This window comes from Poseidonocella sedimentorum (assembly GCF_900116005.1).
Classification (GTDB): domain Bacteria; phylum Pseudomonadota; class Alphaproteobacteria; order Rhodobacterales; family Rhodobacteraceae; genus Poseidonocella; species Poseidonocella sedimentorum.
In genome coordinates this window covers 168,891-192,888 of record NZ_FOYI01000006.1, presented here as the reverse complement: position 1 = coordinate 192,888, position 23,998 = coordinate 168,891, and the positions used below count along the sequence as shown (strand labels likewise).

The window sequence follows — 23,998 nt, the reverse complement described above, 5'->3', positions numbered from 1 at the left end:
ACAGTGACCAGATGTTTTCCGTCGACGAACTGATTTCGCTGGTCCGGACCTACAATCCCCGCACCGACGAGGATCTGATCCGCCGCGCCTATGCCTTCGGCAAGGAGATGCACGAGGGACAGTTCCGCCATTCCGGCGAGCCCTATTTCTCCCATCCCATCGCGGTGGCCGCGATCCTTGCCGAACAGCAGCTGGGCGATGCGACCATCGTGACCGCCCTGCTGCACGACACGATCGAGGACACCAAGGCGAGCTACCCGATCGTGGCCAAGCGCTTCGGGACCGAAGTCGCCGATCTCGTCGACGGGGTCACCAAGCTCACCAACCTCCAGCTCTCCAGCACCGAGACCAAGCAGGCCGAGAACTTCCGCAAGCTCTTCATGGCCATGTCCAAGGATCTGCGCGTGATCCTCGTGAAGCTCGCCGACCGGCTTCACAACATGCGCACGATCAAGTCCATGCGCCACGAAAAGCAGGTCCAGAAGGCGCGCGAGACCATGGACATCTACGCCCCCCTCGCCGGGCGGATGGGGATGCAATGGATGCGCGAGGAGCTCGAAGACCTCGCCTTCCGCGTCCTCAACCCCGATGCGCGCACCTCGATCATCCGCCGCTTCATCACGCTCCAGCGCGAGACCGGCGACGTGATCCACCGCATCACTGGCGACATGCGAAGCGAGCTGAAGGCCGCCAGCATCAAGGCCGAGGTCTTCGGCCGGGCCAAGAAGCCCTATTCGATCTGGCGCAAGATGCAGGAAAAGGACGTCGGCTTTTCGCGCCTGTCGGACATCTACGGCTTTCGCGTGATCACCTCGTCAGAGGCCGATTGCTATGGCGCGCTCGGGGTCATCCATCAGCGCTGGCGCGCCGTTCCGGGCCGGTTCAAGGATTACATCAGCCAGCCGAAATCCAACGGCTACCGCTCGATCCACACCACCGTTTCGGGCCGCAACGGCCGGCGCGTCGAGGTCCAGATCCGCACGCGGCAAATGCATGACGTCGCCGAGACCGGCGTCGCCGCGCATTGGTCGTACCGCGACGGCGTGCGCAACGAGAACCCCTTCGCCGTCGATCCGGCCGAGTGGCTTGCCAAGCTCACCGAGCGGTTCGAGGATGACGAGGACCACGAGGATTTTCTCGAAGCGGTCAAGCTGGAGATGTATTCCGACCAACGGTTCTGCTTCACGCCGAAGGGCGAGGTCATCAAGCTGCCCCGGGGCGCGACGCCGATCGACTTTGCCTATGCTATCCACACCCGGATCGGCCATGCCTGCGTCGGCGCCAAGGTGGACGGGATGCGCGTGCCGCTCTGGACCCAGCTCAAGAACGGTCAATCCGTCGAGATCATCACCGCCGACGGCCAGACCCCGCAGGCAACCTGGCTCGACATCGTGGCCACGGGCCGGGCGAAATCGGCCATCCGCCGCGCGCTGCGCGAGGAGGATCGGGAACGCTTCATCCGGCTGGGGCGCGAGCTGGCGCGCGTTGCCTTCGAGCATGTGGGCAAGAAGGCCACCGACAAGGCGCTCGACACCGCCGCGCGGCATCTGCGGCTTCAGGATCGGGGCGACCTTCTGGCCCGAATGGGCAGCGCCGAGATCACCGGGCGGCAGGTGGTCGATGCGCTGTACCCCGACCTCAGCCCGCCCCGCCGCGACGAGATCGACAGCCGCCGCGCCGTGATCGGCCTTTCGGCGGGCCAGAGCTTCGACCGCGCGCCCTGCTGCCAGCCGGTCCCCGGCGAGCGCATCGTCGGCATCACCGCGCGGGGCCGCGGCGTGATCGTCCATGCCATCGACTGCGAGTCGCTCGTGAGCTTTGACGATTCCCCCGACCGCTGGCTCGACCTCACATGGCACTCCGGCCAGCACGCCGCGGTGCACAATGTTTCACTCAACATCACCATCGCCAACGACGCCGGCGTGCTGGGACATATCTGCACATTGATTGGCGAGCTGAAAGCCAATATCTCGGACCTGTACTTCGTGGACCGAAAACCGGATTTTTACCGTTTGCTGATCGATGTAGATGTCAGCGACGCCGAACATCTGCACCGGGTGCTCACCGCGCTCGAGGCGGAAAGCGATGTAGCATCGGTCGAACGGAGCCGCGATCCGAGCCGATCCGGCGTTGACGGCCACGGCAGCGCCTCGCAACCTGCGCGGCCCAACGGATGAAAGGAACCCCGGGGTGGTATTCAAGCGCCGCAACAAGCGTGGGGCTCTGCGGATCGCCGCAGAGTTTCTTTACCCGCGCGGCGGCTGGACCCGGGCCTTCCACTACGTTCGCCACCGTCTGACCCGCCTGCCCGGCACGCCCGAGATGATCGGCCGGGGCATCGCGGTCGGCGTCTTCACTGCGTTCACTCCGTTCTACGGACTGCATTTCTTCATCGCCGCACTGCTGGCGCTCATCGTGCGCGGCAATGTGCTCGCCGCCATTCTGGGTACATTCTTCGGCAATCCGCTGACCTATGTGCCCATCGCTGTGATCTCGCTCAAGTTCGGCCATTTCCTGCTGGGCACACATTTCACCGATTCCGATCGCTCGCTCTTCGGCAAGTTCCGCGGCGCGGCGCATGATTTGCTGGCCAATATCGGGGCGATCTTCGACCATCGCGCGCAGGACTGGGCGCAGTTGCGCATTTTCTGGGACGAGGTGTTCTGGCCCTATCTACTCGGCGGGATCCTGCCGGGGCTGATTTCGGCGCTGGTGATGTACGCGCTCTGCGTGCCCGTGATCCGGGTCTATCAGAACCGGCGCAAGGGCATGATCAAGGCCAAGTGGGATGCGCTGCGCGCCAAGAAGAAACAGGCTGACGCCACCGCGGGGACCGAGTAGGGTGCGGCGCGAAATACCAGCCTGAGGCGCAGCAGAATGACGACGACAACCGGCAAATTGAGGCTCGGGGTCAATATCGACCATGTGGCCACCGTGCGAAATGCCCGCGGGGGCGCCTATCCCGATCCGCTACGGGCCGCCAAGCTCGCCGAAGGCGCCGGCGCCGACGGGATCACCGCCCACCTGCGCGAGGATCGCCGCCATATCTCGGACGCCGATATCGAAGGCTTGATGGAGGTGCTTTCGGTGCCGCTCAACTTCGAGATGGCCGCCACCGACGAGATGCAGAAGATCGCCCTGCGCCACCGGCCCCATGCGGTCTGCATCGTGCCCGAAAAGCGCGAGGAGCGGACAACCGAGGGCGGGCTGGAGGTCGCGCGCGAGGAAAACCGGCTGGCCCATTTCATCGCGCCGCTGCGCGAGGCGGGCTGCCGGGTGTCGATCTTCATCGCCGCCGACCGCCGCCAGATCGAGGCCGCGCACCGCATCGGCGCGCAGGTCATCGAGCTCCACACCGGCGCCTATTGCGACGCCCATGCCGAGGGAGATTTCGCCGCGCGCGACCGCGAGCTGGAGGCCCTACGCGAAATGTCGGGTTTCGCCCATTCGCTGGGGCTGGAAGTCCACGCGGGCCACGGGCTGACCTATGACACCGTCGCGCCCATCGCCGCGTTTCCCGAGGTGATGGAGCTCAACATCGGCCATTTCCTGATCGGCGAGGCGATCTTTCTCGGGCTGGAGCCGGCGATCGCCGAGATGCGCCGCCTGATGGACAGCGCGCCGGGACGCGCATGATGCGGCTCCTCCTCGCACTGGCCGGGGTCTTCAGGCGTTGCGTGAAAGCGCTCATAATTCTGGTCTTCACGGTTTCGCTCTTCTTCAATGTCGCGATGCTGATGGTCAGCGGGGTCTACACCGCGGCTTCGGCTGCTCTCACCGGCATCGGCATCACAACAGCTGCGGCGCGAGACGCCCGTGCAAGGGTTGCACAGAAGCAAATCGTTCGTCAGACGGCTCAGCGAGTGAAGCGCCGCGCACAACACGCCGCTGCGCGCAGCATCGCGTCGGCAGGGGGTAAGGCCGTTCCCCTGGCAGGCATTGCGGTCATCGCCGGTGGGCTGGCCCTTGAGGTTCAGGATACCTGCGCTACCGCAGCCGAGATGGCCGGGCTGGAGGCGGCGCTCGCAAGCGATGGTGACGCCGAAGCCGCTCGTCAGACCGCGGTCGATCAGTTCGATTGCAAGGCTATGATCCGCGAGGTGCTTCCCAGTTACGAAGATGTGCCAAAAGGCTCGGAGATATGGAATTTGATGAAGCGAGGCCCGGAAGACGCGTATGATGCGGCACGCAACGCTGGGATTTCCTTGCCTCAATTCAAGGCGCCGTGGATGTGGGGAAGGGCTGAGAGCCTTCCGGAAGACTTACTGCACGACATCCCCTCCGACGGATCAATAGAATGATCCTCGGCATCGGCACGGATCTGGCAAATATCGAGCGGATCGCGGCGGTTCTGGAGCGGCATGGTGACCGGTTTCGCAACCGTGTCTTCACCGAGGTCGAACAGGCCAAGGCCGAGCGCCGCGCCGATGTCGCCGGGACTTATGCCAAACGTTGGGCCGCGAAAGAAGCCTGCTCCAAGGCGCTCGGCACCGGGCTGCGGATGGGCATTTCCTGGAAGGACATGGCAGTCTCGAACCTCAGGACCGGCCAACCGGTCATGGAGGTCACCGGCTGGGCCGCCGAGCGGCTCGCCGCGATGACACCGCCGGGGCACGACGCGCTCATCCACGTCACCCTGACCGACGATCATCCCTGGGCGCAGGCTTTCGTCGTGATCGAAGCGCGACCGATCGCCGGGTGATCGAGCAACAAGCCGCGTCATTGACGGGCCGAGGTGCGGCGACCCGCCGATTGATCAGCTCGCTTTATCGTGAAGCATCGGAAGGCCTCTGAGTTGGGCGAAAGTGTCTGCCAATCGCCGTGCCGTGGGGCGGCCCGTCGATGACGCGGCGGCCTTCGGCCTTGATTCCGCGCCGTTTATGTCTCGTCCGGGCTACCCATCCGCTCAACCTGCCCCAACAGCTCAAAAGCCAGCGACAGGCCTCGCCCCGTGCTCTCCAGCATCTGGGGCAGCAGCATCCACTCCAGCGACCACGCCGCACCGGAGCGCTCTTGCTCATGCACGAGCGCCTGATGCAGCCCGCCGAGACGCGCGGCGTTGGCGCGGGCGAGTGTGACGAGCACTTCGGCGCCCACGGGGTTTTGCTTGTGGGCCATGGCGGAGGATCCGCCGCCACCGGCCAGACGAATCTCATCGAGCCCTTGCTGCGCCATGAGCGCGATGTCCTGCCCGATCTTACCCAAGCTTCCGCTGACCAGTGAGAGCCAGCCGCCGAGTTCGGCAAGGGCGCTGCGGTCGCTGTGCCACGCCGATGGCACCGGGCTGAGCCCGAGAGCGGCGGCGAGGGCTGCGTTGATCTGCTCCGCTTGGTCGAGATATCGGGCGCCGACAGGTCCGCCGAATTGCAGCCTCAGCAGGCGCAGCTCCAGCGCGTCCAAACGCGCAAGGTGATCTTCAAAAGGCCGGCGCCAGGCTTCGATGCGATGGGCCACCGTCACCGGCAAGGCCGCCTGCATCCGCGTGCGGGCCATCAGCGGATGATCCCCGAATTGCGCCGCAAGCGCCTCCAGCGCCTGCTGCACCGCTTCGATACGCCCGCGGAAGACCGGCAGCGCGGCTTTGAGGCAGAGCGCAAACGCGCTGTCCATCACGTCCTGACTGGTGAGCCCGGTGTGCACCGCATCGTGAAGCCGCTCGGGCAGCGCCGCCTTGATCTGCCGCACCAGCGCCGGGACGGCCACCCCGTCGCGCGCCATGCCCAAAGCAAGCGCGGAAAGGTCCGGGCGGACGGCGCGGATCGCATCCGCCGCCTCGTCGCCGAGATCGGGATGCACCCGGCCCGCGCGGCCGAGCGCCGCCGCGTAGCCCGCCTCGACCTCGATCATCCGCGCGGCCCAGGCGTCCGATCCGGTCAGCCCGGCAATCTCGGCGTCCCCGAAGAGCGCCGAGAGCAGCGGATCGCCGGCAAATCCGCTCATGCGGAGCGCAGGCCGAGGATCTCGCGCGCCTGCGCCGGGCTTGCCACGGGCCGGTCGTATTTCGCGCAAATCTCCGCCGCCCGGGCGATCAGCGCGGCGTTGGAGGGCGCGAGCGTTTCGCGATCGAGCCGGACGTTGTCCTCAAGTCCGGCCCGGGTGTGCCCACCCGCCGCGATGGCCCATTCGTTGACCACATGCTGCGTCGGACCGATGCCCGCCGCGCACCACGCCGCCTCGGGCGCGCGCGTCGCCATGATATGGGCGTAGAAGTCGAAGACCTCCTTGTCCGCCGGCATCGCGTTTTTCACGTTCATCACGAACTGCACATAGAGCCGCCCGTAAAGCTTGCCCTCCTCGTGCATCCGAATTGCCTGAAGGATGTGGGACAAATCAAACGCCTCGACCTCGGGCATGATCTCGTATTTGACCATCTCCTCGGCGAGCCAGGCCACCAGATCGGGCGGGTTCTCGTAGACGCGCGTGGGAAAGTTGTTCGAGCCGACCGAGAGCGAGGCCATGTCGGGACGCAGCGAGAGCATTCCGCCCCGCGCCTGGCCCGCGCCGGAGCGCCCGCCGGTGGAGAACTGAATGATCACGCCGGGGCAGTGTTTCTCCAGCCCCTCCTTGAGGCGCGCGAATTTCTCCGGGTCCGAGCTCGGGGTCTCGTCGTCATTGCGCACATGGGCATGGATGATCGACGCGCCGGCCTCGACGGCCGCATGGCTGCTCTCGACCTGTTCGGAGATCGAGATCGGCACGGCCGGGTTCGCGGCCTTGGTCGGCACGCTGCCGGTGATGGCGCAGCACAGGATGCAGGGCTTGCCCGCAACGCTCTCAGATGTCGAAGAAGATGGTTTCATCGGGGCCCTGCAAATGAATGTCGAAGTGATAGGTGTCGCCCTCGCGCCGCGCCAGCAGCGTCGGGATGCGATCGCGGTGCTCGATCCGCGCCAGCAGGGGATCGGCCGCGTTGGCCTCCTGCTCGTCATCGAAATAGACCCGGGTGGCGAGGCCCATGTTGATCCCGCGCGCGACGATCCAGACGAGGATATGCGGCGCCTGCATGCGCCCGTCGGACCAGGGCACGGGGCCGGGCTTGATCGTCTCGAACCGGTAACGGCCGGTCTCGCCATCGGTGGGCTGACGGCCCCAGCCGGTGAAATGCGGATCGGCCGCGCCGCGCCGCTCCTGCGGGCTGTTGTAGAGCCCCGCCGCATCGGCCTGCCAGATCTCCAGCAGCGCGTCGCGGATGGCCATCCCGGTGCCGTCATGGACATGACCTGTAAGCGTGATCCGCTCGCCTTTCGCGTCGCCGGTGATCATCTTGTCGCCAAGATCCCTGCCGCCGAACATGCCCTCCAGCCCGGCGAAGCTCGGCACGCAGCCGATATGGACGTAAGGTCCAGCCGTCTGGGAGGGCGTTTCCTTGAGATAGCGCATCACATCCCCTCCATCTTGTTTTCAAAGAGCGTCTGTCGCTGGCCCCGCAGGACGAAATCCATCCGATAGGCGCGCGCGTCCATCGGCACGGTGTGGTTCATGTCCAGCCGGGCGACGAGCGTGTCGATCGCGGCCTTGCTGGGGATCGTCTGGAGGATGGGGCAGATGTCGATATGCGGATCGCCTTCGAAGTACATCTGGGTGATCAGCCGCTGGGCAAAGCCATGACCGAAGAGCGAGAAGTGGATGTGCGCCGGGCGCCAGTCATTGACCCCGTTGGGCCAGGGATAGGGCCCCGGCAGGATGGTGCGGAAGTGATAGCGCCCCTCCGCGTCGGTCACGGTCCGGCCGCAGCCGCCGAAATCGGGATCGAGCGGGGCGAGGTAGCTGTCCTTCTTGTGGCGGTAGCGCCCACCGGCGTTGGCCTGCCAGAACTCCACGAGCACGTTGGGTACGGGCCGCGCCTCCTCGTCGAGCACATGCCCATGCACGATGATCCGCGGCCCCTGGGCCGAGTGGCCGGGGCGCGCGTAGTTGAGCGTGAGGTCATTGTCGAGCTCGCCGATGATGTTGTGGCCGAACGTCGGCCCGGTGAGCTCGGTCACCGTGTTGTCATAGGCGATGCGCGCCCGCTGCGGCGCGCGGGTCACGCTGGTCTTGTAGCCGGGCGTGAGCGCGGGCGGATGCCAGGTGAAATCGCGCTGGAAAAACGTGCCCGGGGGCGGTGAATTTGTCATGATCCCTCCTCCATGTCCGCAAAGGCCGCCTTGGCCACCTTGATCGCATGATTGGCCGCCGGAACCCCGGCATAGATCGCCACATGCAGGATGACCTCGCGGATATCCTCTTTGCTCGCTCCGGTATTCACCGTCGCTTTGATGTGCATCGCCACCTCTTCCCAATGCCCCTGGGCGCAGAGCAGCGCAAGCGTCACGATCGAGCGCTCGCGATGCGTCCAGGTCCCGCGCGACCAGACATGGCCCCAGGCGGCTTCGGTGATAAGCTCTTGAAACGGCTCATCGAAGGGCGTCTTCGCGGCCTCGGCCCGATCGACATGGGCGTCCCCGAGGACTTTGCGGCGCGTCTGCATTCCAAGCGCGTGTCGTGCGGTCTCGTCGCTCATCGGCCCCTCCCGGCGTGGTCTCCCGGCTCAAGTACCATCAATAAATTGTCGTGTGAAATGATGATTTCCGCTATACTCATACCAATATGGGTATGAGTATCTCCAATCGCGTGAAGCTGCGCCATCTGGCGGCCTTCGTCGAGGTGGCGCGGCGCAAATCGGTGACCGCCGCCGCCGAGGCGCTGCATGTGACGCAACCGGCGCTCAGCCGCGCGCTGCGCGAGCTTCAGGACGTGGCGGGCGCGCCGCTGACCGAGCGCGATGGCCGTGGCATCCGGCTGACCGCCTTCGGCGCCGCGATGTTGCCCCATGCAACTCAGGCGCTGGCGCAGGCCGAACAGGCGCTCGCGGCGGTTCAGGCCCTCGATGCGCCCACCGCGCCCCCGTTGCGGATCGGGGCCCTGCCCACCGTCGCGGGCACGCTCATCCCCGCCGCGGTCGCCCGGCTGCGCGCCGACGGGATGCACGCGCGGCTCTCGATCGTCACGGGCGAAAACCGGGTGCTGCTCGACCAGCTCGGTGCCGACCGGCTCGATCTCGTGGTCGGCCGCCTGCCCGCGCCGGAATCCATGCTCGGCCTTGCCTTCGATCCGCTGTTTCGTGAACGCGTCGTCGCCGTGGTCGCCGAGGGCCACCCGCTCCTCACCGACCATCGCCCCGAGGCCTACGCCCATTTCCCGGTGCTCATCCCCCGGCCCGTGTCGATCATCCGCCCCTTCGTGGACCGGCTGCTTCTGGAACAGGGGATTGCCCTGCCGACCGATGTGATCGAGACGGTCTCGACCAGTTTCGGCCGCGCCCTCGTGCGCGGGCAGCGCGCGATCTGGTTCATCTCGCAAGGGGTGGTGGCGGACGAAATCGCCGAGGGGCGTTTCGCCACGCTCCCGCTCGACACACGCAGCACGCTCGGCCCCGTCGGGCTCTGCACCGCGCAGGCGACCGAGCCGAGCCCGGTGCAGCGCCGTTTCGTCGCCATCCTGCACGATCTCTCCCGCGACGGGCTGGTCAGTTCGTAAGCAGCCGCAGCCCCTGCGTGACATCCGAGCGCACCGCGAGGCGCAGGCTCGGCTCGTCCCCCGCCCGCAGCGCCGAGAGGATCAGCCGGTGATACTGCGGCGGGCCGGTGCGTTTGAGCCGGCCATAGAGCGCGCGCATCGTGGGCCCGAGCTGAAGCCAGACGGTCTCGGTCATGGCCAGCATCGCCGGCGCCTGGGCGCGCAGGTAGAGCGTGCGGTGAAACTCCAGATTGGAGCGGATATAGCCCGAGGCATCCTTGCGGATCACCGTGTCGGAAATGGTGTTGTTGATCGCCTGCAGCCGGTCGATCAGCGCGAAATGCGCCCGCGGCAGGGCCCGGCTGGCCAGCTCGACCTCGATCAGCGAGCGCAGCGCGGCGAGTTCCTCGATCCGCTCCGGTGTCAGCTCCAGCGTGCTCACCCGCCCCGAGGACGAGAGCGACAGCGCCCCTTCGGCCACCAGCCGGCGCACCGCCTCTCGCGCGGGCGTCATCGAGACGTCGAAATCCGCCGCGATGCCGCGCAAGGTCAGCGCCTGCCCCGGATCGAGCTCGCCATACATGATACGCGCGCGCAACGTGCGGTAGACCCGCTCATGGGCGGAGGTGACGGGCTCTGTCTTGGGGCGTGCAACCAGCATGGGCGCTATGTGATCACAAGGGCGCGCGCGGTCAATCCCATTTGCCCCCTGCCCGCCTAACGCTCCGCGCGGGTAAACTCGTAACGGTGCAGCGTCTCGCCCTCGCGCTTGAGCCAGGTGCGCGGCGCTTCCATGTCGCAGATCCCGGCCACCGTGTCCCAGAACCGCGCCGAATGGTCCATGTGGACCAGATGCGCCGCCTCATGCGCGGCGACGTAATCGAGCACCTCGGGCGGCGCGAGGATGAGCCGCCAGGAAAACATCAGGTTCCCGGTCGATGAGCAGGACCCCCACCGGCTTTTCGGATCCCGCAGCGTGAGCCGGGCCACACGCCGATCCAGTTGCGCCGCATAGCGCCGCGCCGCCACGTCGAGCCGCGCCCGCGCGCGTTCGCGCAGAAAGCCCGCGACACGGGCGCCCACCTGCTCCGCCGCACCCGGCACCGCGAGGCTCTCGGGCCCGAGCACGACCCGGCGCCCCTGCCCCGGCACCACCCGGCGAAAATGCCCCTCCACCGGAAGCGCGGAGCCAAGGGTCACCACCACAGGCTCAGGACAGGCGCCGAGATGTTTGCGGATCCAGTCCGCCTTCTCCTCGGCAAAGGCCACGGCCGCGCGCTCGGACACCCCCGCCGGCACCGTCGCCGTCACCCGGCGCCGCATCCGCGAGACCCTCAGCGTAATCCGCCGCGCCCGCGCCGAGCGGCGCAGCTCCACCTCGATCGGCGGATCGCCCGGCAAAATATGACATGTCCTGCTCATGAGACCCGCTTTTCGCTTTGACAGCTACATCGGCTTATGGCAGGTGCCTCGGATTGCCCGCAAGGGCCAGTCGACCTGAATGAAAAGAGGATCTCATCATGCCCAAGGAAGAGTGGGGCACGAAACGTGTCTGCCCGACCACCGGGAAGCGATTCTACGACCTGAACAAAGATCCGATCGTCAGCCCCTATACCGGTGAAACGGTGCAGTACGACCAGGGCAAGACCCGGATGATTGCCGCCGATCCCGAAGACGCCGCCACCAAGAAGATGAAAGCAACCGACGCCGAGGGCGAGGATGCTGTGATCGAGGATGAAAGCGACGTTGATGTGGATCTCGACGACGATCTGCTGGACGATGACGAGGATGACAATGTCTCGCTCGACGAGCTGGCCGACGTTGCATCCGAGGATGACGACGAGTCGTAAAAAGACCGCAGCTTGGCAGGATTTTTCGCTTGATCCTGCCCTGCGGAGCGCCTAAGACGCGGCGCACGGCACGGGGCCTTAGCTCAGTTGGGAGAGCGCTTGCATGGCATGCAAGAGGTCAGGGGTTCGACTCCCCTAGGCTCCACCACCACCCCCCAGATTTGTACTCCCGGTTTTGCATCGCAGGGCTTGGCGATTGACCTTTCGGGGCATCAGGCCCTCTGCTTCGGTTATGGTGTCGTGCTTGGCGCCTTCGCGCGTCAGAGCCGTGCCATTTTTGGGGCGCCGCGCGCGGTTTCCTCCCGCGCTGGCTTTACCCCGACCAGAATATTTCATTACCTCCCGGGGATGAGACTGCTCCTGCGGGAGGGGCAGGCGCATCATCGCAGAGCGGGCCCGCGAGGGTCACGGCGTCTCGGGCCAAGCTCCCGGGACCGGCTCTGCGACATGGTACAAAGCACAAGAGGATTTCATCATGAGCACCACCAACCAACGTCTGAGCGCCCTGCGCGAGAAGATGGCTCAGACCGAAACTGACCTCGTGGTGCTGGCCCCCGGCGCGCATCTGGGCTGGCTGCTGGGCGTGCGCCCGCATGCGGATGAGCGGCCCTGTCTGGCGATCATCACCGCCCGGGATGCGGCCTTCCTGATGCCTGCGCTCGAAGCCGAAAGCGCCCGCACCCAGACGGACCTGCCGTTTTACGAATGGGCCGATGACACCGGCCCGGACCTCGCGCTGGCCGAGCTTCTGGACGCGCTGGAGGCGCGCGAAGCGCGCGCGCTCGTGCTTGATGAGACCATGCGCGCCGATCATGCCGCGCTGGTCACTGAGGCCCTGCCCGGAGCCGCGTGCCGCTTCACCCTCGACACGGTCGGCGCACTGCGGATGCGCAAGACGGAGGAGGAATACGCCGCCCTCAAGCGCAACGCCCGGATCGCCGATGCCGCGATGACGGCCGCATGGGACAGGATGCGGCCCGGCATGTCCGAGACCGACATCGCCGCCATCATCCGCGCCGAGTTCGCCGGGGCCGAGGCCACGCCCCTCTTCACAATCGTCGGCGCGGGGCCCAACGGTGCCTACCCGCACCACCAGACCGGGGAGACCGTGCTCAAGGCGGGCGACGCGGTGGTGATGGATATCGGCGCGGGCTCCGAGGGCTATTCGTCCGACATCACGCGCATGGCGGTGATCGGCGACGGACCCGAGGGCTATGCCGAGGTCCATGACGTGGTCGAGAACGCAGTCGCGGCCGCGCTGGCCGCCGCGCGCCCCGGCGTCAAGGCGCATGTGGTCGACGATGCGGCCCGCGGCGTCATCGCAAAGGCCGGCTATGGCAAGTATTTCGTCCACCGTACCGGCCACGGCCTCGGCACCGAGGTCCACGAGCCGCCCTATATCACCGCCAGTTCCCAAACCGAGCTGGATGAGGGCATGGTCTTTTCGATCGAGCCGGGAATCTATCTGCCCGGGCGCTTCGGCATCCGCCTCGAAGAGATCGTCATCCTGCGCGCCGACGGCCCCAGGATCCTGTCGGACTTGCCCCGCGCGCCCCGGAAAATCGACGCCTGACCCCCTCGGGGGCGCCTCGCGCGCGGCCCCGGGGGAAAAAATTCTCCCGCATTTGAAGAACCCGGCTTTTATTGACGCCGCATTAACAAAACACGTGCGAAAAATTCAGCAGCACCAGGAGCTGGACGATGCACGGCCTGTTTGATCGCGCCATTCAGAGTTTTGTCGAAGATACCTACGGCCGCCGGCTTTGGCTGGACGTGGTGCGCGATGCTGGCCTGCCCTATGCCGATCTCGACGTCCTGAGCCGCTACACCGACGATATCACCAGCGGGATCATCGAAGAGTTGAGCCGTGTGCTTGCCAAACCCAGCGAAGAAATCCTCGAAGATATAGGGACTTATCTCGTCACTCACCCCCGCATGACGGCGCTGCGACGTCTTCTGCGTTTCAGCGGTGATACCTTCGAGAGCTTCCTGATGTCACTGAGCGATGCGCCCGCGCGAGCGCGCATGGCGGTCCCCGATCTCGAAGTGCCGCCGCTGTCGATCCGTGACCTGCAGGATTCGCGCTATGTCTTGCTGATCCACAAGGACGCCGAGGTGTTCGCCGATGTCATCCTTGGCCTCTTGCGCGGGATGGCGGATGACTACGGCGCTCTCGCGGTCCTGACCTTGCGCAGCCGCGCGCCGGAGCTGGGTGTTATTCGAATTTCGGTCGTCGATGCGGCCTACGCCGAGGGTCAGACGTTCGACCTCGTCGGCGCAGCCGCCGGGAGCTAGCGCCGATGTCTGACCGCTTCCTCATCTTCGACCGGCTCTGCCCGATGCACCTGATCACCGATCGCAAGGGCTACGTGATCCATGTCGGCCCGACCCTGCGCAAGCTGCGCCCGGATCTCGACTGGATCGGCGCCAACTCGACCGAGATCTTCTCGGTGATCCGCCCGCGCCTGCGAACCACGATCGAACAGCTTCTGGCCGGCAATTGCGTGCGGATGCAGTTCGCCTTCAAGGGCGAACCCAGGACCAAGTTCAAGGCCTTCGCCGTGCCCTTCGAGGACGGGTTGATCGCCGATCTGTCCTTCGGGATCGAGGCTGCCGCAGCGGTCCAGCAATACGGGCTGAACGCGGGCGATTTTTCCTACACCGACCTGACCACCGAACTGCTCTACCTCCAGGAAGCCAAGACGCTGATGATGGAGGAGCTCTTCAAAAGCAACCGGCGGCTCTATGGTGACAAGATCGCCGCCGAAGCCGAGGCCACGACCGACGCGCTCACCGGGCTCAAGAATCGCCGCGCGATGAACGCCGAGCTTGCCCGGATGATCGAGGAGCGGACGGATTTCGCGCTGATTTATCTCGATCTGGATCATTTCAAATCGGTCAATGACACCTTGGGCCACAATGTCGGCGATGCCGCATTGCGCCATGCGGCCGAGACGCTGCAACAGGAAACGCGGCGCAAGGATATCGCCGCGCGGATTGGCGGGGATGAGTTCATCGTCCTGATGCGGGAGCCGGAATCGGCGCAGGCCGCCGAGAGCCTCGCCGCCCGTATCGGCGAAGCACTGACCAGACCGGTGACCGTGGAGGGACAGGTGCTGAACCTCTCCACGAGCATCGGCGTCTCGCTCTCCGCAAACCACGCGCGGCCAAGCATCAAGCGGATGCTCGAAGAGGCCGATGCCGCGCTCTATCGCTCCAAGAACGCCGGCCGCGCGCGCGTGACCCTCGCCTCGTCCACCTGAGCCCGCGCGCTCAGGGGCCCGCACGGTCCAGAAGGCGCAGGACCGCCGGCCCGAGCGCCTCCACGATCAACCGGACCCCCTCCGCCGACGGATGCAGCCCGTCCGCCTGAAGGTAGCGCGCGGCCTGATCGGGGCCGACCTCGCCAAACCCGGCAAAGAAATTCGGAACCAGCTCCGCCCCGAACCGCGCCGCGAGATCGGGGTAGATCGCGTCGAACGCCGTCTTGTAGGCCGCGCCATAGTTCGCCGGCGCCGGTACCGCCACCAATAGCACAGGAACCGAGGCCGCCTCTGCCGCTGCCATAATCGCGGTCAGGTTCCGGCGTGCCTCCTCGGGCGGCAAGCCGCGGAGGAAATCATTCGCGCCGAGCGCGAGGATCATCGCGTCTGTCTCGGGCGTGAGGCTCCAGCCGATCCGCGCCGCGCCTCCGGCCGTCGTGTCCCCCGAAACCCCGCCGTTGATCACCCGAACCGCTGCGCCCCGGTCCTGCAGCCAGGCCTCCAGCTGCGGCACCAACCCGGCCTCCGGTGCGAGCCCGTACCCCGCCGTCAGACTGTCGCCGAAGGCCAGCAACTCGGCCTCGCCAACGGAATGTTCCGCCGAAAGCGGCAGCGCCCAAAGCGACAAGATCACCGCCGCGACCTTGCTCATCGCAGCGCCCATCCCATATCTGAACCGACGCCGCCCAAACATGCGAGACACCATGCCCGATCCTGTCCTGTCGCTCCGCAAGGCCCGCCTCTCGCTCAACGGCAACGCCGGCCGGATAGACATTCTCCACGGGATCGACCTCGACATCGAAAAGGGCGAAACCATCGGGCTGGTGGGGCCATCGGGGTCGGGCAAGTCCTCTCTCCTCATGCTGATGGGCGGGCTCGAACGCGCCACGGGCGGGTCTGTCCGGGCGCTCGGGCAGGATCTGACCGAGATGTCCGAGGACGCGCTCGCCCGCTTCCGCCGCCATCATATGGGCGTTGTGTTCCAATCCTTCCACCTGATTCCGACGATGACCGCGCTGGAAAACGTCGCCACCCCGCTGGAGCTCGCCGGCGCGCCGGATGCCTTCGCGCGTGCCGAGGCCGAGCTGGGCGCCGTGGGGCTTGGCCATCGCGCCGATCACTACCCGCGCCAGCTCTCCGGCGGCGAGCAGCAGCGCGTCGCGCTCGCCCGCGCGGTTGTCGGGCGGCCGGAGATTCTGCTCGCCGATGAGCCGACGGGCAATCTCGACGCGCGCACCGGCGCGGCCGTCATCGACCTGCTCTTCGAGATGCACCGCCAGCATGGCGCGACGCTGGTGCTCGTCACCCACGACCCCGCGCTCGCGGCCCGCTGCGGCCGGGTCGCACGGCTTGAGGACGGGCGGCTGGTGGAGGCCACGGAGACGCGCGCCCCGGCGGCCGAATGAGCCTCGCCGTCGCCAGCCGCATTGCCCGGCGCGAGCTTCGGGGCGGGCTTCGCGGCTTCGCGGTTTTTCTGACCTGCCTCGCCCTCGGGGTCGCCGCAATCGCCGGGGTCGGCACCGTGCGCGCCTCGATCGACGCTGGCCTCGCGCGCGAGGGCAAACGCCTCCTCGGTGGGGCCGCCGAGCTGTCCCTCACCTATCGCTTCGCGACACCCGAAGAGCGGCGCTGGATGGCGGCGGAAGCGTCGCACGTCTCCGAAATCGTAGACTTCCGCTCCATGGTTGTGGTCGGCGCGGGCGCAGAGGCCGAGCGCGCGCTGACGCAGGTGAAGGCCGTGGACGGGCTCTACCCGCTTGTGGGCGACACGCAGCTTGAGCCGGAGCAGCCCCTCGAGGCTGCGCTCGGGCTGCAAGGAGGGCTCCCCGGCGCGGTCATGGCGCCGCTCCTGGCCAACCGTCTGGGGCTCGCGCCGGGCGATGATTTTGCCCTGGGCGAGACGAGGTTTCGCCTCTCCGCCCTGCTAACCCACGAGCCCGACAATGCCGGCACCGGGTTCAGCCTCGGCCCGCGCACGCTGGTCCTGCGCCGCGCGCTCGACGGTTCCGGATTGCTGCAACCGGGCACGCTCTTTGAGACGCGCTACCGGCTCGAGCTGCCCGAGGGCGCCGATCTGGACCGGGTGGAGGAGGAGGCCCGCGCGGCCTTTGCCGCGGCCGGGATGCGCTGGCGCGATGCGCGCAACGGGGCGCCGGGGCTCTCCGAATTCGTCGACCGGCTGAGCGCCTTTCTGGTGCTGGTCGGGCTGGCCGGGCTCGCCGTGGGCGGCATCGGTGTCTCGACGGCCGTGCGCGCCTACCTTGCGGGCAAGACCGCGACCATCGCCACGCTGCGCACTCTGGGCGCCTCCGGCCGGGTGATTTTCCGGGCCTACCTGCTTCAGATCGGCGCGCTCGCGGCGCTCGGGATCGCGATCGGGCTGGCGCTCGGCGCCGGGATTCCGCTGCTCATCGCCCCCGCGCTGGAGCGCTTGCTGCCGGTCCCCGCGGTCTTTGCGCTCCACCCCGCGCCGCTCCTTGAGGCCGCGCTTTACGGCGGGCTGACGGCGCTGGTCTTCACCCTCTGGCCCCTTGCCCGCACCGAAGAGATCCGCGCCGCCGCGCTCTACCGCGATGGCGGACCCTCTGGCGTCACCCTGCCCCGCGCGCGCCACCTGCTCGTCATTCTCGGCGCGGCCGCCGCGCTCGTCGGAGCGGCCGCGGTTTTCACCGGCGCGCCGGAGCTGACCGGCTGGACCGCGCTTGGCATCCTCGGGGCGCTCGTGCTGCTCTGGCTGATCGCGGCGGGGCTGCGCCGGCTTGCACGCCGCGCCAAGACCCTCGCCCGTGGCCGCCCCGCCCTGCGCGCGGGGCTCGCCGCGATCGGCGGGCCGGTGGATGAAACGACGCCGGTGGTGCTCGCTCTCGGGCTCGGCCTCACCGTGCTTGCCGCCATTGGTCAGATCGACGGCAACATGCAGCGCGCGATCGCACAAGAGCTCCCCGACGAAGCGCCGAGCTTCTTCTTCGTCGACATCCAGCGCGACCAGATGCCCGGGATCGAGCGCCGCATCGCCCAGGACCCTGCGGTTCGCAAGATGGAGGCGGCGCCGATGCTGCGCGGCGTGATCACGCGGATCAACGGCCAGCCGGCGAAGGAGGTCGCGGGCGACCACTGGGTGCTCGAAGGGGACCGCGGCGTGACCTATGCCGACGCGCAGCCCGAGCGGACGCGGCTCGTTGCCGGCGAGTGGTGGCCTGAGGGCTATACCGGCCCGCCGCAGATCAGCTTTGCCGCCACCGAGGCCGAAGAAATGGGGCTCGCACTCGGCGACGAGATCACCGTGAACGTGCTCGGGCGCGACATCACCGGCACGCTCACCTCGCTCCGCGCCGTCGATTTCTCGACCGCCGGGATGGGCTTCGTTCTGGCGATGAACGAGGCCGCGCTCGCCGGCGCGCCGCACAGCTTCATCGCCACGGTCTACGCCGAGGAAGCCGCCGAAGCGCTGCTTCTGCGCGATCTCGCCAGCGCCTATCCCAACATCACCGCGATCAGCGTCCGCGAGGCGATCGAGCGGGTGGCCGGCCTTCTGGCCGGGATCGCCTCGGCCACGCGTTACGGCGCGGCGGCGACCCTGCTGACCGGGATCGTGGTGCTGATCGGGACCGCGGCGGCGGGCCAGGGCGCGCGCCTGCAGGAGGCCGCGCTTTTGCGCACGCTTGGCGCCACACGGCGCACGATCCTGTCGAGCTTCGCGCTGCGGGCGGGGCTCATGGGGGCAGGCGCGGGGCTCGTGGCGCTCCTCTCGGGGATCCTCGGGGCCTGGGCGATTTTGCATTTCGTGATGGAAACGCGCTTCGCCGTGGTCTGGAGCAACGCCGCCTCGGTCATCCTCGGGGGCGCCGCCGCCAGCCTTCTGGCCGGGCTCGCCTTCGCCTGGCGCCCGCTGCAGGCGCGGCCCGCCCATGTGCTGCGCACGCGCGAATAGGGTCTAGCCCGCGCGAATTTCCCACGGCTCAGAGAGCGGCACCTCTTCGAGATTTGGCGTCTCGCCGATCCGGTCGATCACCGCGAAAAGCCCCGGCGCGCTGAGCGGCGTGAGCACCCCGTGCCACGTGCCGCGCAACAGGTTCACCCCCTGCCCCGGCGCGGTGAGAAAGGCGCGGGGGCGCCCGGGGCGCCCCGCCTCATCCGGCGCAACGATCACAAGAAAGCTCTCGAAGCTCATCGGTATGAACGCCTGGCTGCCCTCCGGGTGGCGCTCCAGCAGATCGAGCCGATAGGGCAAGCGCCGCGGCTCGGCCTGGAACAGGCTGAGCCCCGCGCGCCCTGCGGGGCCGAAATCCATCCGGGCGAGATCGTGGAACCGGCCGCACATCCCCTGATTGATGATCTTGTCCGGCGCCCCGGCGGCCTCCAGCACATCGCCAAAGGGCGAGAAGACCTCGGGCGTGAGCGCCTCTGTCTGGACCACCCGGCTCATAGCGACAGCGCCGGATGCCGGTTCACATCCTTGTAGAGCAGGTAGCGAAAGGGCTCGTCGCCGGTCGCGACGCAAGCTTGCGGGCAGAAGGCGCGCAGCCACATGAAATCGCCCGGACCGACCTCGACCCAATCCTTGTTGAGCAGATACCGCGCCGTGCCTTGCAGCACGTAAAGCCCGTGTTCCATCACATGGGTCTCGGCGAAGGGGATGCGCCCGCCGGGCTGGAAGGTGACGATGTTGGCGTGGAAATCATAGGCCAGGTCGAGCGGATCGAGAAACCGCTGCGTCGCCCATTTCCCGTCGCAATCGGGCATCGGCGTGAGCGGCACCTCGGTCTCGTGGACGACCAGCGCCTCGGGCGGGCGCACCCCCTTGATCGGCACGTAGCGTTTCCGGATCCAGATGAAATTGAGGTAATCGTCGCCGGTGTTCCACAGCGTCCAGACCGCGCTTAGCGGGATGTAGACGAAATGGCCGGGGACGAGGTCGATCTGGGCCCGGCCAAGCGAGAGCCGCGCGGTGCCGCGGGTGATGAAGAGCACCGCCTGCGCCTCCACATCCGGCTCGGGGCGGAAACTGCCGCCGGCGGGGGCGACCTCCATGAGATATTGCGCGAAGGTCTCGGCAAAGCCCGAAAGCGGCCGGGCCAGGATCCAGGCGCGGGTGTTTTCCCACTCGGGCAGGAAGGAGGTCACGATATCGCGGTGCGTATGCGCGGGCAGAACGGCATAGGCCTCGGTGAAGACGGCCGTGCCCTCCGGGTCGCCATCCTGCGGCACATGCCCCCCCGGCGGCAGCGCATAGCGCGGCTTGGGCGGCACGGGCACCTTGGGCAAATGCTCCTCGGGGGTGGGATCGGTCTCCACCGGATTGGGCGCGACGGGCTGAACCGGTTGGGATCCGGGCGGGGGCGCGGTCTTCATGTCAGATCCTCCAGCCGCAGCCGCGCGATGCGCTCCACCTGCCGGCAGGCCTCCGCGAATTCGACCTCGGTCGGATTGCCGAGGCGCCGCTCGAACGCCGCGAGGATCCCCGCCTTGTCATGATCGCGCACGGCGATGATGAAGGGAAAGCCGTGTTTGGCGGTATAGGCGGCGTTGAGGTCGGTAAACCGCGCGCGTTCGCTGTCGGTCAGCGCGTCGAGCCCGGCGCTCGCCTGTTCGGAGGTGCTGTCATCGGTGAGCCGCCTGGCCGCCGCGAGCTTGCCCGCGAGATCCGGGTGGGCCTTGAGCACGCCAAGCCGCTCGTCGGGCGCGGCGCTGCGGAAGATCCGGGCAAGCGCGTTGTGCACCCCGGCGGCGCAATCATGCGCCGGGCCGAGCTCCAGCCCGTGCGCGCGCTCCGCGATCCAGGGTGAATGCTCATAGACCCCGCCGAAGGCCGCAACGAAGGCCTCCCGGTCCATCTCGCTGGGGCGCAGGGTGGCGCGCGGCGGATGCTCGGCCGCCCAATGCTCCGCGATCTCGATCCGGCGCGGGCACCAGACGCCCTCGAACTGGCCGATGTAGTCGAGAAAGCGCTTGAGCCCCGCGATCTTGCCGGGCCGGCCGATGAGCCGGCAGTGTAGCCCGACGCTCATCATCGCCGGCCGCCCGGCCTCGCCCTCGGCGTAGAGCGTGTCGAAACTGTCGCGCAGATAGGTGAAGAACTGCTCGCCGGTGATCCAGCCGGGCGAGACGGAAAAGCGCATGTCATTGGCCTCGAGCGTGTAGGGGATGATGATCTGATCGCGCGCGCCAAACTTCATCCAATACGGTAAGTCATCGTCATAAGTATCTGAAATATAATCAAACTCTCCCTCCTCGGCCACGAGCCGAACGGTGTTTTCGGAGCACCGCCCGGTGTACCATCCGCGGGGCCGCTCGCCCACCACCTCGGCATGCAGCCGGATCGCCTCGGCGATCGCCGCGCGCTCCTCGGCCTCGGGCATGTCCTTGTGCTCGACCCATTTCAGCCCGTGCGACGCGATCTCCCAACCGGCCTCCTTCATCGCCTCGACTTGCTCGGGGCTGCGCGCCAGAGCGGACGCGACGCCGTAGATCGTCAGGGGGATCCCCGCGCCGGTGAAGAGCCGGTGCAACCGCCAGAACCCGGCCCGCGCGCCGTACTCGTAGATCGATTCCATGTTCCAATGGCGCTGGCCCGGCCATTGCGCCGCGCCGGGAATGTCGGACAGGAACGCCTCCGAGGCCGCATCCCCATGCAGCACGCAATTCTCGCCCCCCTCCTCGTAGTTCAGCACGAACTGGACGGCGATCTTCGCCCCGTTCGGCCAGCGTGGATCGGGCGGATTGGGGCCGTAGCCCCGCATATTGCGTGGGTAGCGCGTCATGTAACCTCCATGGCGGGATGACAGGGGCCGCACAATCGCTGGCGCCTGCCGGGACGTTCGAAATATACTGCTGCGGGGCCCGAGGGCAATCGCCAGCGAGTCCGAAGCCGCCCCGGCGCGGCCGCATCAGTCAAACGGAGTAGAAATATGGCAGACGGATATCTCACCACCCACGTGCTCGACACCGCCCGGGGTCTGCCGGCGGCGGGGCTTGCGGTGACGCTCTATCGGATCGAGGGTGCGGCGCGCGAGGAGCTGGCCCGGATGGCGACCAATGCCGACGGCCGCACCGATGGCCCGATCCTGCCGCGCGAGCGTTTTGCCACCGGCGTCTATGAGCTGGTCTTCGAGGCGGGCGCCTATCTCGACGCCACCGGCGCGCCCCCCGAGAGCCCGCGCTTTCTGGACGAGGTTCCGATCCGCTTCGGCATCTCGGACGCAAGCGCCCATTACCACGTGCCGCTCCTGCTTTCGCCCTTCGGCATGAGCACCTATCGCGGCAGCTAGGGGGAAGCGCCCAGCGAATGAGCGCGCCCCCGGGGCCCGCGCCCGCCGCGCACAAGTTTGCCTGTACAAGCCCCCGCCCTTCGGCTTAGCCCGGAAATCGGATAGGCCGAGCCTGAACAACAAAGGAGCATCCGGATGTATGATCTTGCGGCCATGGGGGCCTGGATCGAGTTTGCCGTGCGCTGGCTGCACGTGATCACCGCCATCGCCTGGATCGGGTCCTCGTTCTACTTCATCGCGCTCGACCTCGGGCTCCACCGGGATCGCAACCTCTCCTCCGGCGCCGATGGCGAGGAATGGCAGGTCCACGGCGGCGGGTTCTACCACGTCCAGAAATACCTCGTCGCGCCCGACCGGATGCCCGATGACCTCATTTGGTTCAAATGGGAAAGCTACGCCACGTGGCTCTCGGGCTTTGCGATGCTGGTCCTCGTCTACTACCTCGGGGCCGAATTCTACCTCATCGACCCGGCCGTGATGGACCTCCGCACATGGCAAGCCATCGCCCTCTCGCTGGCCTCCCTCGCCTTCGGGTGGATCGCCTACAACACGCTCTGCAAGCTCTTCGTCAACGCCAACCAGACCGCCCTCATGGTCGCGCTCTTCGGCGTGCTGGTGCTGATGTCGGTGTTCTATTCTTCGGTCTTTTCGGGCCGCGCGGCGCTCTTGCACCTCGGCGCCTTCACCGCGACGATCATGTCCGCCAACGTCTTCTTCATCATCATGCCCAACCAGCGCATCGTGGTGGCCGATCTCAAGGCCGGGCGCGCGCCGGATGCCAAATACGGCAAGATCGCCAAGCAACGCTCGACGCATAACAACTATCTGACCCTGCCGGTCATTTTCCTGATGCTTTCGAACCACTACCCGCTGAGTTTCGCAACCGAGTACAACTGGGCCATCGCCAGCCTTGTCTTCCTGATGGGCGTCACCATCCGGCATTTCTTCAACACCAAACACGCGCGCAAGGGCGCGCCCCATTGGACCTGGGCCGTCACGCTGATGCTCTTTCTCGCGATCATGTGGCTCTCGACCGCGCCCATGCTCCGCGATGGGACGCGCGAGGAGGTCTCGGGCGCGGCCCTGCGCTTTGCCGAGGCCGACGGCTTCGCGGAGGTGCAGGACATCGTCATGGGCCGCTGCTCGATGTGCCACGCGCGCGAGCCGGTGTTCGGCAACCTGCTCTGGGCGCCCAAGGGTGTCCGGCTCGACAGCGAGGCGGCCATCGCCGGCCACGCCCGCGCGATCTACCTGCAAGCTGGCCTGAGCCACGCCATGCCGCCCGCCAACCTCAGCAATATGGAAACAGGCGAGCGCGCGCGCATCGTCGCCTGGTACGAGGCCGCGATCCGCGCAGACTAACCCGCTCTGCGCTCGACGCCGCCGCGCACCCTGTCCTGCAGCGCGAGCACAAGCTCGTCATGCGGCCGGTCATGTTCGATCGCCATGCGCCGCAGCCCGAAATGCACCCGCGCGATCTCCTGATAATAGCTCGTGAAGGTGTAATTCGTTGCCGCCCCGGCCACCGCCCCGATCACGGGGACCGATTGCGCCGCGAGCTTTTGCCCGAGCACAGCCCCAAGCCGGGGCGCAACCATCGCCACCACGCGCTGCATCGTCGCCCCCGACAGGGCCATCCGCGCGGTAAGGAACCCCATATCCGCGCCATCATCCCGCGAGAGGGGCCCGGCCGCGCCGAACACCTCAAGGCAATCGAAGCGCACGTTCTCGGCCGTAGGATCAAACCCCTGCTCGGCGGCAATGCCCTGAATGCTGCGCAGCAAGATCGCGGTCGTGACCGGCAGTTCGGCCAGCGCCGTGGGAATGCCGCCAACGCCGCCCGCCGCTCCCATCGCCGAGGTCACCGCCTTGTTGAGCCAGTCCGGCTGATCCCCCACCACCCCGCGCGACTGCTCCGCCGCGTTGAGCGCCAGCAGCAGCGCCCGCTCTGTCGCGCCGTCAAGCTGCGCCCGGAGGGGGCGCGGCAACCGGTCCAGCAGCCCCTCGGCCTGCCCGCCCAGAAGCGTCAGAAGCTGCATGCCGGGCGAATTGGCCCGCCGGTACCGCTGCGCGAGATCCGCGATCTGCCCCTCAAGAGACTGTTCTGCCATGCCATCCT

The 23,998-nt window shown here is 67.3% G+C and carries 26 protein-coding genes and 1 tRNA gene; 15 read left to right on the top strand and 12 right to left on the bottom strand.

Annotated elements, in window-relative coordinates:
- Nucleotides 1-11: 11 nt before the first annotated feature.
- From BM353_RS10600 to acpS, 5 genes are read left to right on the top strand one after another with little or no spacing between them, the layout of a single operon-like run.
- Nucleotides 12-2,177, top strand: coding sequence for a RelA/SpoT family protein (locus BM353_RS10600; RefSeq protein WP_092080504.1), 2,166 nt, complete (start codon nt 12-14; stop codon nt 2,175-2,177).
- A 13-nt stretch (nt 2,178-2,190) separates the two neighbouring features.
- A complete protein-coding gene (locus BM353_RS10595) occupies nt 2,191-2,841 on the top strand; it encodes a DUF2062 domain-containing protein (protein WP_092080501.1) in 651 nt (216 codons plus the stop codon).
- 36 nt (nt 2,842-2,877) lie between these two features.
- Nucleotides 2,878-3,636 carry a pyridoxine 5'-phosphate synthase gene (locus tag BM353_RS10590; RefSeq protein ID WP_092080498.1) on the top strand — a complete coding sequence of 253 codons (759 nt, stop codon included), beginning with the start codon at nt 2,878-2,880 and terminating at the stop codon, nt 3,634-3,636.
- Entirely contained in the window at nt 3,633-4,301 is a 669-nt protein-coding gene (locus BM353_RS10585) for a hypothetical protein (protein WP_092080495.1), read from the top strand. Before BM353_RS10590 ends, BM353_RS10585 begins: the two co-directional genes overlap by 4 nt.
- Complete coding sequence (acpS, locus tag BM353_RS10580) at nt 4,298-4,702, top strand: holo-ACP synthase (RefSeq protein ID WP_092080492.1); 405 nt, start codon at nt 4,298-4,300, stop codon at nt 4,700-4,702. Before BM353_RS10585 ends, acpS begins: the two co-directional genes overlap by 4 nt.
- A 176-nt stretch (nt 4,703-4,878) precedes the next feature.
- Here the strand turns inward: acpS and BM353_RS10575 are convergent, their stop codons facing one another.
- The 5 genes from BM353_RS10575 to pcaC are packed head-to-tail and all read right to left on the bottom strand — an operon-like array spanning nt 4,879 to nt 8,503.
- Nucleotides 4,879-5,940 (bottom strand): 3-carboxy-cis,cis-muconate cycloisomerase, encoded by a 1,062-nt coding sequence (locus BM353_RS10575; protein ID WP_092080489.1) that lies wholly within the window; start codon nt 5,938-5,940, stop codon nt 4,879-4,881.
- Complete coding sequence (locus tag BM353_RS10570; RefSeq protein WP_092080486.1) at nt 5,937-6,800, bottom strand: 3-oxoadipate:acetyl-CoA acetyltransferase; 864 nt, start codon at nt 6,798-6,800, stop codon at nt 5,937-5,939. The genes BM353_RS10575 and BM353_RS10570 overlap by 4 nt, the downstream gene beginning before the upstream one ends.
- Nucleotides 6,775-7,380, bottom strand: a complete 606-nt coding sequence (gene pcaG / locus BM353_RS10565; protein WP_092080483.1) for a protocatechuate 3,4-dioxygenase subunit alpha — start codon at nt 7,378-7,380, stop codon at nt 6,775-6,777. Before pcaG ends, BM353_RS10570 begins: the two co-directional genes overlap by 26 nt.
- On the bottom strand, nt 7,380-8,117 hold the full coding sequence (gene pcaH / locus BM353_RS10560; RefSeq protein ID WP_092080480.1) for a protocatechuate 3,4-dioxygenase subunit beta: 738 nt from the start codon (nt 8,115-8,117) through the stop codon (nt 7,380-7,382). Before pcaH ends, pcaG begins: the two co-directional genes overlap by 1 nt.
- Nucleotides 8,114-8,503, bottom strand: coding sequence for a 4-carboxymuconolactone decarboxylase (pcaC, locus tag BM353_RS10555; protein ID WP_092080477.1), 390 nt, complete (start codon nt 8,501-8,503; stop codon nt 8,114-8,116). The genes pcaH and pcaC overlap by 4 nt, the downstream gene beginning before the upstream one ends.
- A 92-nt stretch (nt 8,504-8,595) precedes the next feature.
- Between pcaC and pcaQ the strand changes: the two genes are divergently transcribed.
- The gene (gene pcaQ, locus BM353_RS10550; protein WP_245759623.1) at nt 8,596-9,519 is read left to right on the top strand and encodes a pca operon transcription factor PcaQ; all 924 of its coding nucleotides are present in this window, start codon (nt 8,596-8,598) and stop codon (nt 9,517-9,519) included.
- Here pcaQ and BM353_RS10545 read toward each other — a convergent pair.
- Together BM353_RS10545 and BM353_RS10540 are read right to left on the bottom strand one after the other, a co-directional pair.
- Complete coding sequence (locus BM353_RS10545) at nt 9,509-10,159, bottom strand: GntR family transcriptional regulator (RefSeq protein WP_092080471.1); 651 nt, start codon at nt 10,157-10,159, stop codon at nt 9,509-9,511. The genes pcaQ and BM353_RS10545 overlap by 11 nt on opposite strands.
- Before the next feature lie 56 nt (nt 10,160-10,215).
- Nucleotides 10,216-10,920 (bottom strand): M48 family metallopeptidase, encoded by a 705-nt coding sequence (locus BM353_RS10540; protein WP_092080468.1) that lies wholly within the window; start codon nt 10,918-10,920, stop codon nt 10,216-10,218.
- 98 nt (nt 10,921-11,018) lie between these two features.
- On the opposite strand from BM353_RS10540, the gene BM353_RS10535 reads away from it, so the two are divergent.
- The 5 genes from BM353_RS10535 (at nt 11,019) to BM353_RS10515 (ending at nt 14,611) form a co-directional block, all read left to right on the top strand.
- On the top strand, nt 11,019-11,348 hold the full coding sequence (locus tag BM353_RS10535) for a TIGR02300 family protein (RefSeq protein WP_092080465.1): 330 nt from the start codon (nt 11,019-11,021) through the stop codon (nt 11,346-11,348).
- 72 nt (nt 11,349-11,420) lie between these two features.
- Nucleotides 11,421-11,496, top strand: a tRNA-Ala gene (locus BM353_RS10530).
- Nucleotides 11,497-11,823: 327 nt separating this feature from the next.
- Nucleotides 11,824-12,921, top strand: coding sequence for a M24 family metallopeptidase (locus tag BM353_RS10525; RefSeq protein WP_092080462.1), 1,098 nt, complete (start codon nt 11,824-11,826; stop codon nt 12,919-12,921).
- A 128-nt stretch (nt 12,922-13,049) separates the two neighbouring features.
- A complete protein-coding gene (locus tag BM353_RS10520; RefSeq protein WP_092080459.1) occupies nt 13,050-13,643 on the top strand; it encodes a heme NO-binding domain-containing protein in 594 nt (197 codons plus the stop codon).
- A gap of 5 nt (nt 13,644-13,648) precedes the next feature.
- Nucleotides 13,649-14,611 (top strand): diguanylate cyclase domain-containing protein, encoded by a 963-nt coding sequence (locus BM353_RS10515; RefSeq protein WP_092080456.1) that lies wholly within the window; start codon nt 13,649-13,651, stop codon nt 14,609-14,611.
- Between the two features lie 10 nt (nt 14,612-14,621).
- Here the strand turns inward: BM353_RS10515 and BM353_RS10510 are convergent, their stop codons facing one another.
- Nucleotides 14,622-15,263, bottom strand: a complete 642-nt coding sequence (locus BM353_RS10510; RefSeq protein WP_092080657.1) for an arylesterase — start codon at nt 15,261-15,263, stop codon at nt 14,622-14,624.
- A 52-nt stretch (nt 15,264-15,315) separates the two neighbouring features.
- Between BM353_RS10510 and BM353_RS10505 the strand changes: the two genes are divergently transcribed.
- On the top strand, nt 15,316-16,017 hold the full coding sequence (locus BM353_RS10505; RefSeq protein WP_092080453.1) for an ABC transporter ATP-binding protein: 702 nt from the start codon (nt 15,316-15,318) through the stop codon (nt 16,015-16,017).
- Nucleotides 16,014-18,542 (top strand): ABC transporter permease, encoded by a 2,529-nt coding sequence (locus BM353_RS10500; RefSeq protein ID WP_092080450.1) that lies wholly within the window; start codon nt 16,014-16,016, stop codon nt 18,540-18,542. The genes BM353_RS10505 and BM353_RS10500 overlap by 4 nt, the downstream gene beginning before the upstream one ends.
- A 3-nt stretch (nt 18,543-18,545) precedes the next feature.
- Here the strand turns inward: BM353_RS10500 and BM353_RS10495 are convergent, their stop codons facing one another.
- From BM353_RS10495 to puuE, 3 genes are read right to left on the bottom strand one after another with little or no spacing between them, the layout of a single operon-like run.
- Nucleotides 18,546-19,037 (bottom strand): ureidoglycolate lyase, encoded by a 492-nt coding sequence (locus tag BM353_RS10495; protein ID WP_092080447.1) that lies wholly within the window; start codon nt 19,035-19,037, stop codon nt 18,546-18,548.
- Entirely contained in the window at nt 19,034-19,963 is a 930-nt protein-coding gene (locus BM353_RS10490; protein WP_092080445.1) for a bifunctional allantoicase/(S)-ureidoglycine aminohydrolase, read from the bottom strand. The genes BM353_RS10495 and BM353_RS10490 overlap by 4 nt, the downstream gene beginning before the upstream one ends.
- Nucleotides 19,960-21,372 carry an allantoinase PuuE gene (gene puuE, locus BM353_RS10485; RefSeq protein WP_092080442.1) on the bottom strand — a complete coding sequence of 471 codons (1,413 nt, stop codon included), beginning with the start codon at nt 21,370-21,372 and terminating at the stop codon, nt 19,960-19,962. Before puuE ends, BM353_RS10490 begins: the two co-directional genes overlap by 4 nt.
- Before the next feature lie 147 nt (nt 21,373-21,519).
- On the opposite strand from puuE, the gene uraH reads away from it, so the two are divergent.
- On the top strand, nt 21,520-21,879 hold the full coding sequence (uraH, locus tag BM353_RS10480) for a hydroxyisourate hydrolase (protein ID WP_092080439.1): 360 nt from the start codon (nt 21,520-21,522) through the stop codon (nt 21,877-21,879).
- A gap of 135 nt (nt 21,880-22,014) precedes the next feature.
- Nucleotides 22,015-23,241, top strand: a complete 1,227-nt coding sequence (locus BM353_RS10475; protein WP_092080436.1) for a urate hydroxylase PuuD — start codon at nt 22,015-22,017, stop codon at nt 23,239-23,241.
- Here BM353_RS10475 and BM353_RS10470 read toward each other — a convergent pair.
- Nucleotides 23,238-23,990 (bottom strand): EcsC family protein, encoded by a 753-nt coding sequence (locus tag BM353_RS10470; RefSeq protein WP_092080433.1) that lies wholly within the window; start codon nt 23,988-23,990, stop codon nt 23,238-23,240. The two genes, BM353_RS10475 and BM353_RS10470, sit on opposite strands and share 4 nt — an antisense overlap.
- Nucleotides 23,991-23,998 lie beyond the last annotated feature (8 nt).

Excerpts from the sequence above, each read along its gene's own strand:
- BM353_RS10600 (WP_092080504.1), top strand. The coding sequence starts at position 12 with ATGTTTTCCGTCGACGAACTGATTTCGCTGGTCCGGACCTACAATCCC.
- BM353_RS10590 (WP_092080498.1), top strand. The coding sequence starts at position 2,878 with ATGACGACGACAACCGGCAAATTGAGGCTCGGGGTCAATATCGACCAT.
- BM353_RS10585 (WP_092080495.1), top strand. The coding sequence starts at position 3,633 with ATGATGCGGCTCCTCCTCGCACTGGCCGGGGTCTTCAGGCGTTGCGTG.
- acpS (WP_092080492.1), top strand. The coding sequence starts at position 4,298 with ATGATCCTCGGCATCGGCACGGATCTGGCAAATATCGAGCGGATCGCG.
- BM353_RS10575 (WP_092080489.1), bottom strand. The coding sequence starts at position 5,940 with ATGAGCGGATTTGCCGGCGATCCGCTGCTCTCGGCGCTCTTCGGGGAC.
- BM353_RS10570 (WP_092080486.1), bottom strand. The coding sequence starts at position 6,800 with ATGAAACCATCTTCTTCGACATCTGAGAGCGTTGCGGGCAAGCCCTGC.
- pcaG (WP_092080483.1), bottom strand. The coding sequence starts at position 7,380 with ATGCGCTATCTCAAGGAAACGCCCTCCCAGACGGCTGGACCTTACGTC.
- pcaH (WP_092080480.1), bottom strand. The coding sequence starts at position 8,117 with ATGACAAATTCACCGCCCCCGGGCACGTTTTTCCAGCGCGATTTCACC.
- pcaC (WP_092080477.1), bottom strand. The coding sequence starts at position 8,503 with ATGAGCGACGAGACCGCACGACACGCGCTTGGAATGCAGACGCGCCGC.
- pcaQ (WP_245759623.1), top strand. The coding sequence starts at position 8,596 with ATGAGTATCTCCAATCGCGTGAAGCTGCGCCATCTGGCGGCCTTCGTC.
- BM353_RS10545 (WP_092080471.1), bottom strand. The coding sequence starts at position 10,159 with ATGCTGGTTGCACGCCCCAAGACAGAGCCCGTCACCTCCGCCCATGAG.
- BM353_RS10540 (WP_092080468.1), bottom strand. The coding sequence starts at position 10,920 with ATGAGCAGGACATGTCATATTTTGCCGGGCGATCCGCCGATCGAGGTG.
- BM353_RS10535 (WP_092080465.1), top strand. The coding sequence starts at position 11,019 with ATGCCCAAGGAAGAGTGGGGCACGAAACGTGTCTGCCCGACCACCGGG.
- BM353_RS10525 (WP_092080462.1), top strand. The coding sequence starts at position 11,824 with ATGAGCACCACCAACCAACGTCTGAGCGCCCTGCGCGAGAAGATGGCT.
- BM353_RS10520 (WP_092080459.1), top strand. The coding sequence starts at position 13,050 with ATGCACGGCCTGTTTGATCGCGCCATTCAGAGTTTTGTCGAAGATACC.
- BM353_RS10515 (WP_092080456.1), top strand. The coding sequence starts at position 13,649 with ATGTCTGACCGCTTCCTCATCTTCGACCGGCTCTGCCCGATGCACCTG.
- BM353_RS10510 (WP_092080657.1), bottom strand. The coding sequence starts at position 15,263 with ATGAGCAAGGTCGCGGCGGTGATCTTGTCGCTTTGGGCGCTGCCGCTT.
- BM353_RS10505 (WP_092080453.1), top strand. The coding sequence starts at position 15,316 with ATGCCCGATCCTGTCCTGTCGCTCCGCAAGGCCCGCCTCTCGCTCAAC.
- BM353_RS10500 (WP_092080450.1), top strand. The coding sequence starts at position 16,014 with ATGAGCCTCGCCGTCGCCAGCCGCATTGCCCGGCGCGAGCTTCGGGGC.
- BM353_RS10495 (WP_092080447.1), bottom strand. The coding sequence starts at position 19,037 with ATGAGCCGGGTGGTCCAGACAGAGGCGCTCACGCCCGAGGTCTTCTCG.
- BM353_RS10490 (WP_092080445.1), bottom strand. The coding sequence starts at position 19,963 with ATGAAGACCGCGCCCCCGCCCGGATCCCAACCGGTTCAGCCCGTCGCG.
- puuE (WP_092080442.1), bottom strand. The coding sequence starts at position 21,372 with ATGACGCGCTACCCACGCAATATGCGGGGCTACGGCCCCAATCCGCCC.
- uraH (WP_092080439.1), top strand. The coding sequence starts at position 21,520 with ATGGCAGACGGATATCTCACCACCCACGTGCTCGACACCGCCCGGGGT.
- BM353_RS10475 (WP_092080436.1), top strand. The coding sequence starts at position 22,015 with ATGTATGATCTTGCGGCCATGGGGGCCTGGATCGAGTTTGCCGTGCGC.
- BM353_RS10470 (WP_092080433.1), bottom strand. The coding sequence starts at position 23,990 with ATGGCAGAACAGTCTCTTGAGGGGCAGATCGCGGATCTCGCGCAGCGG.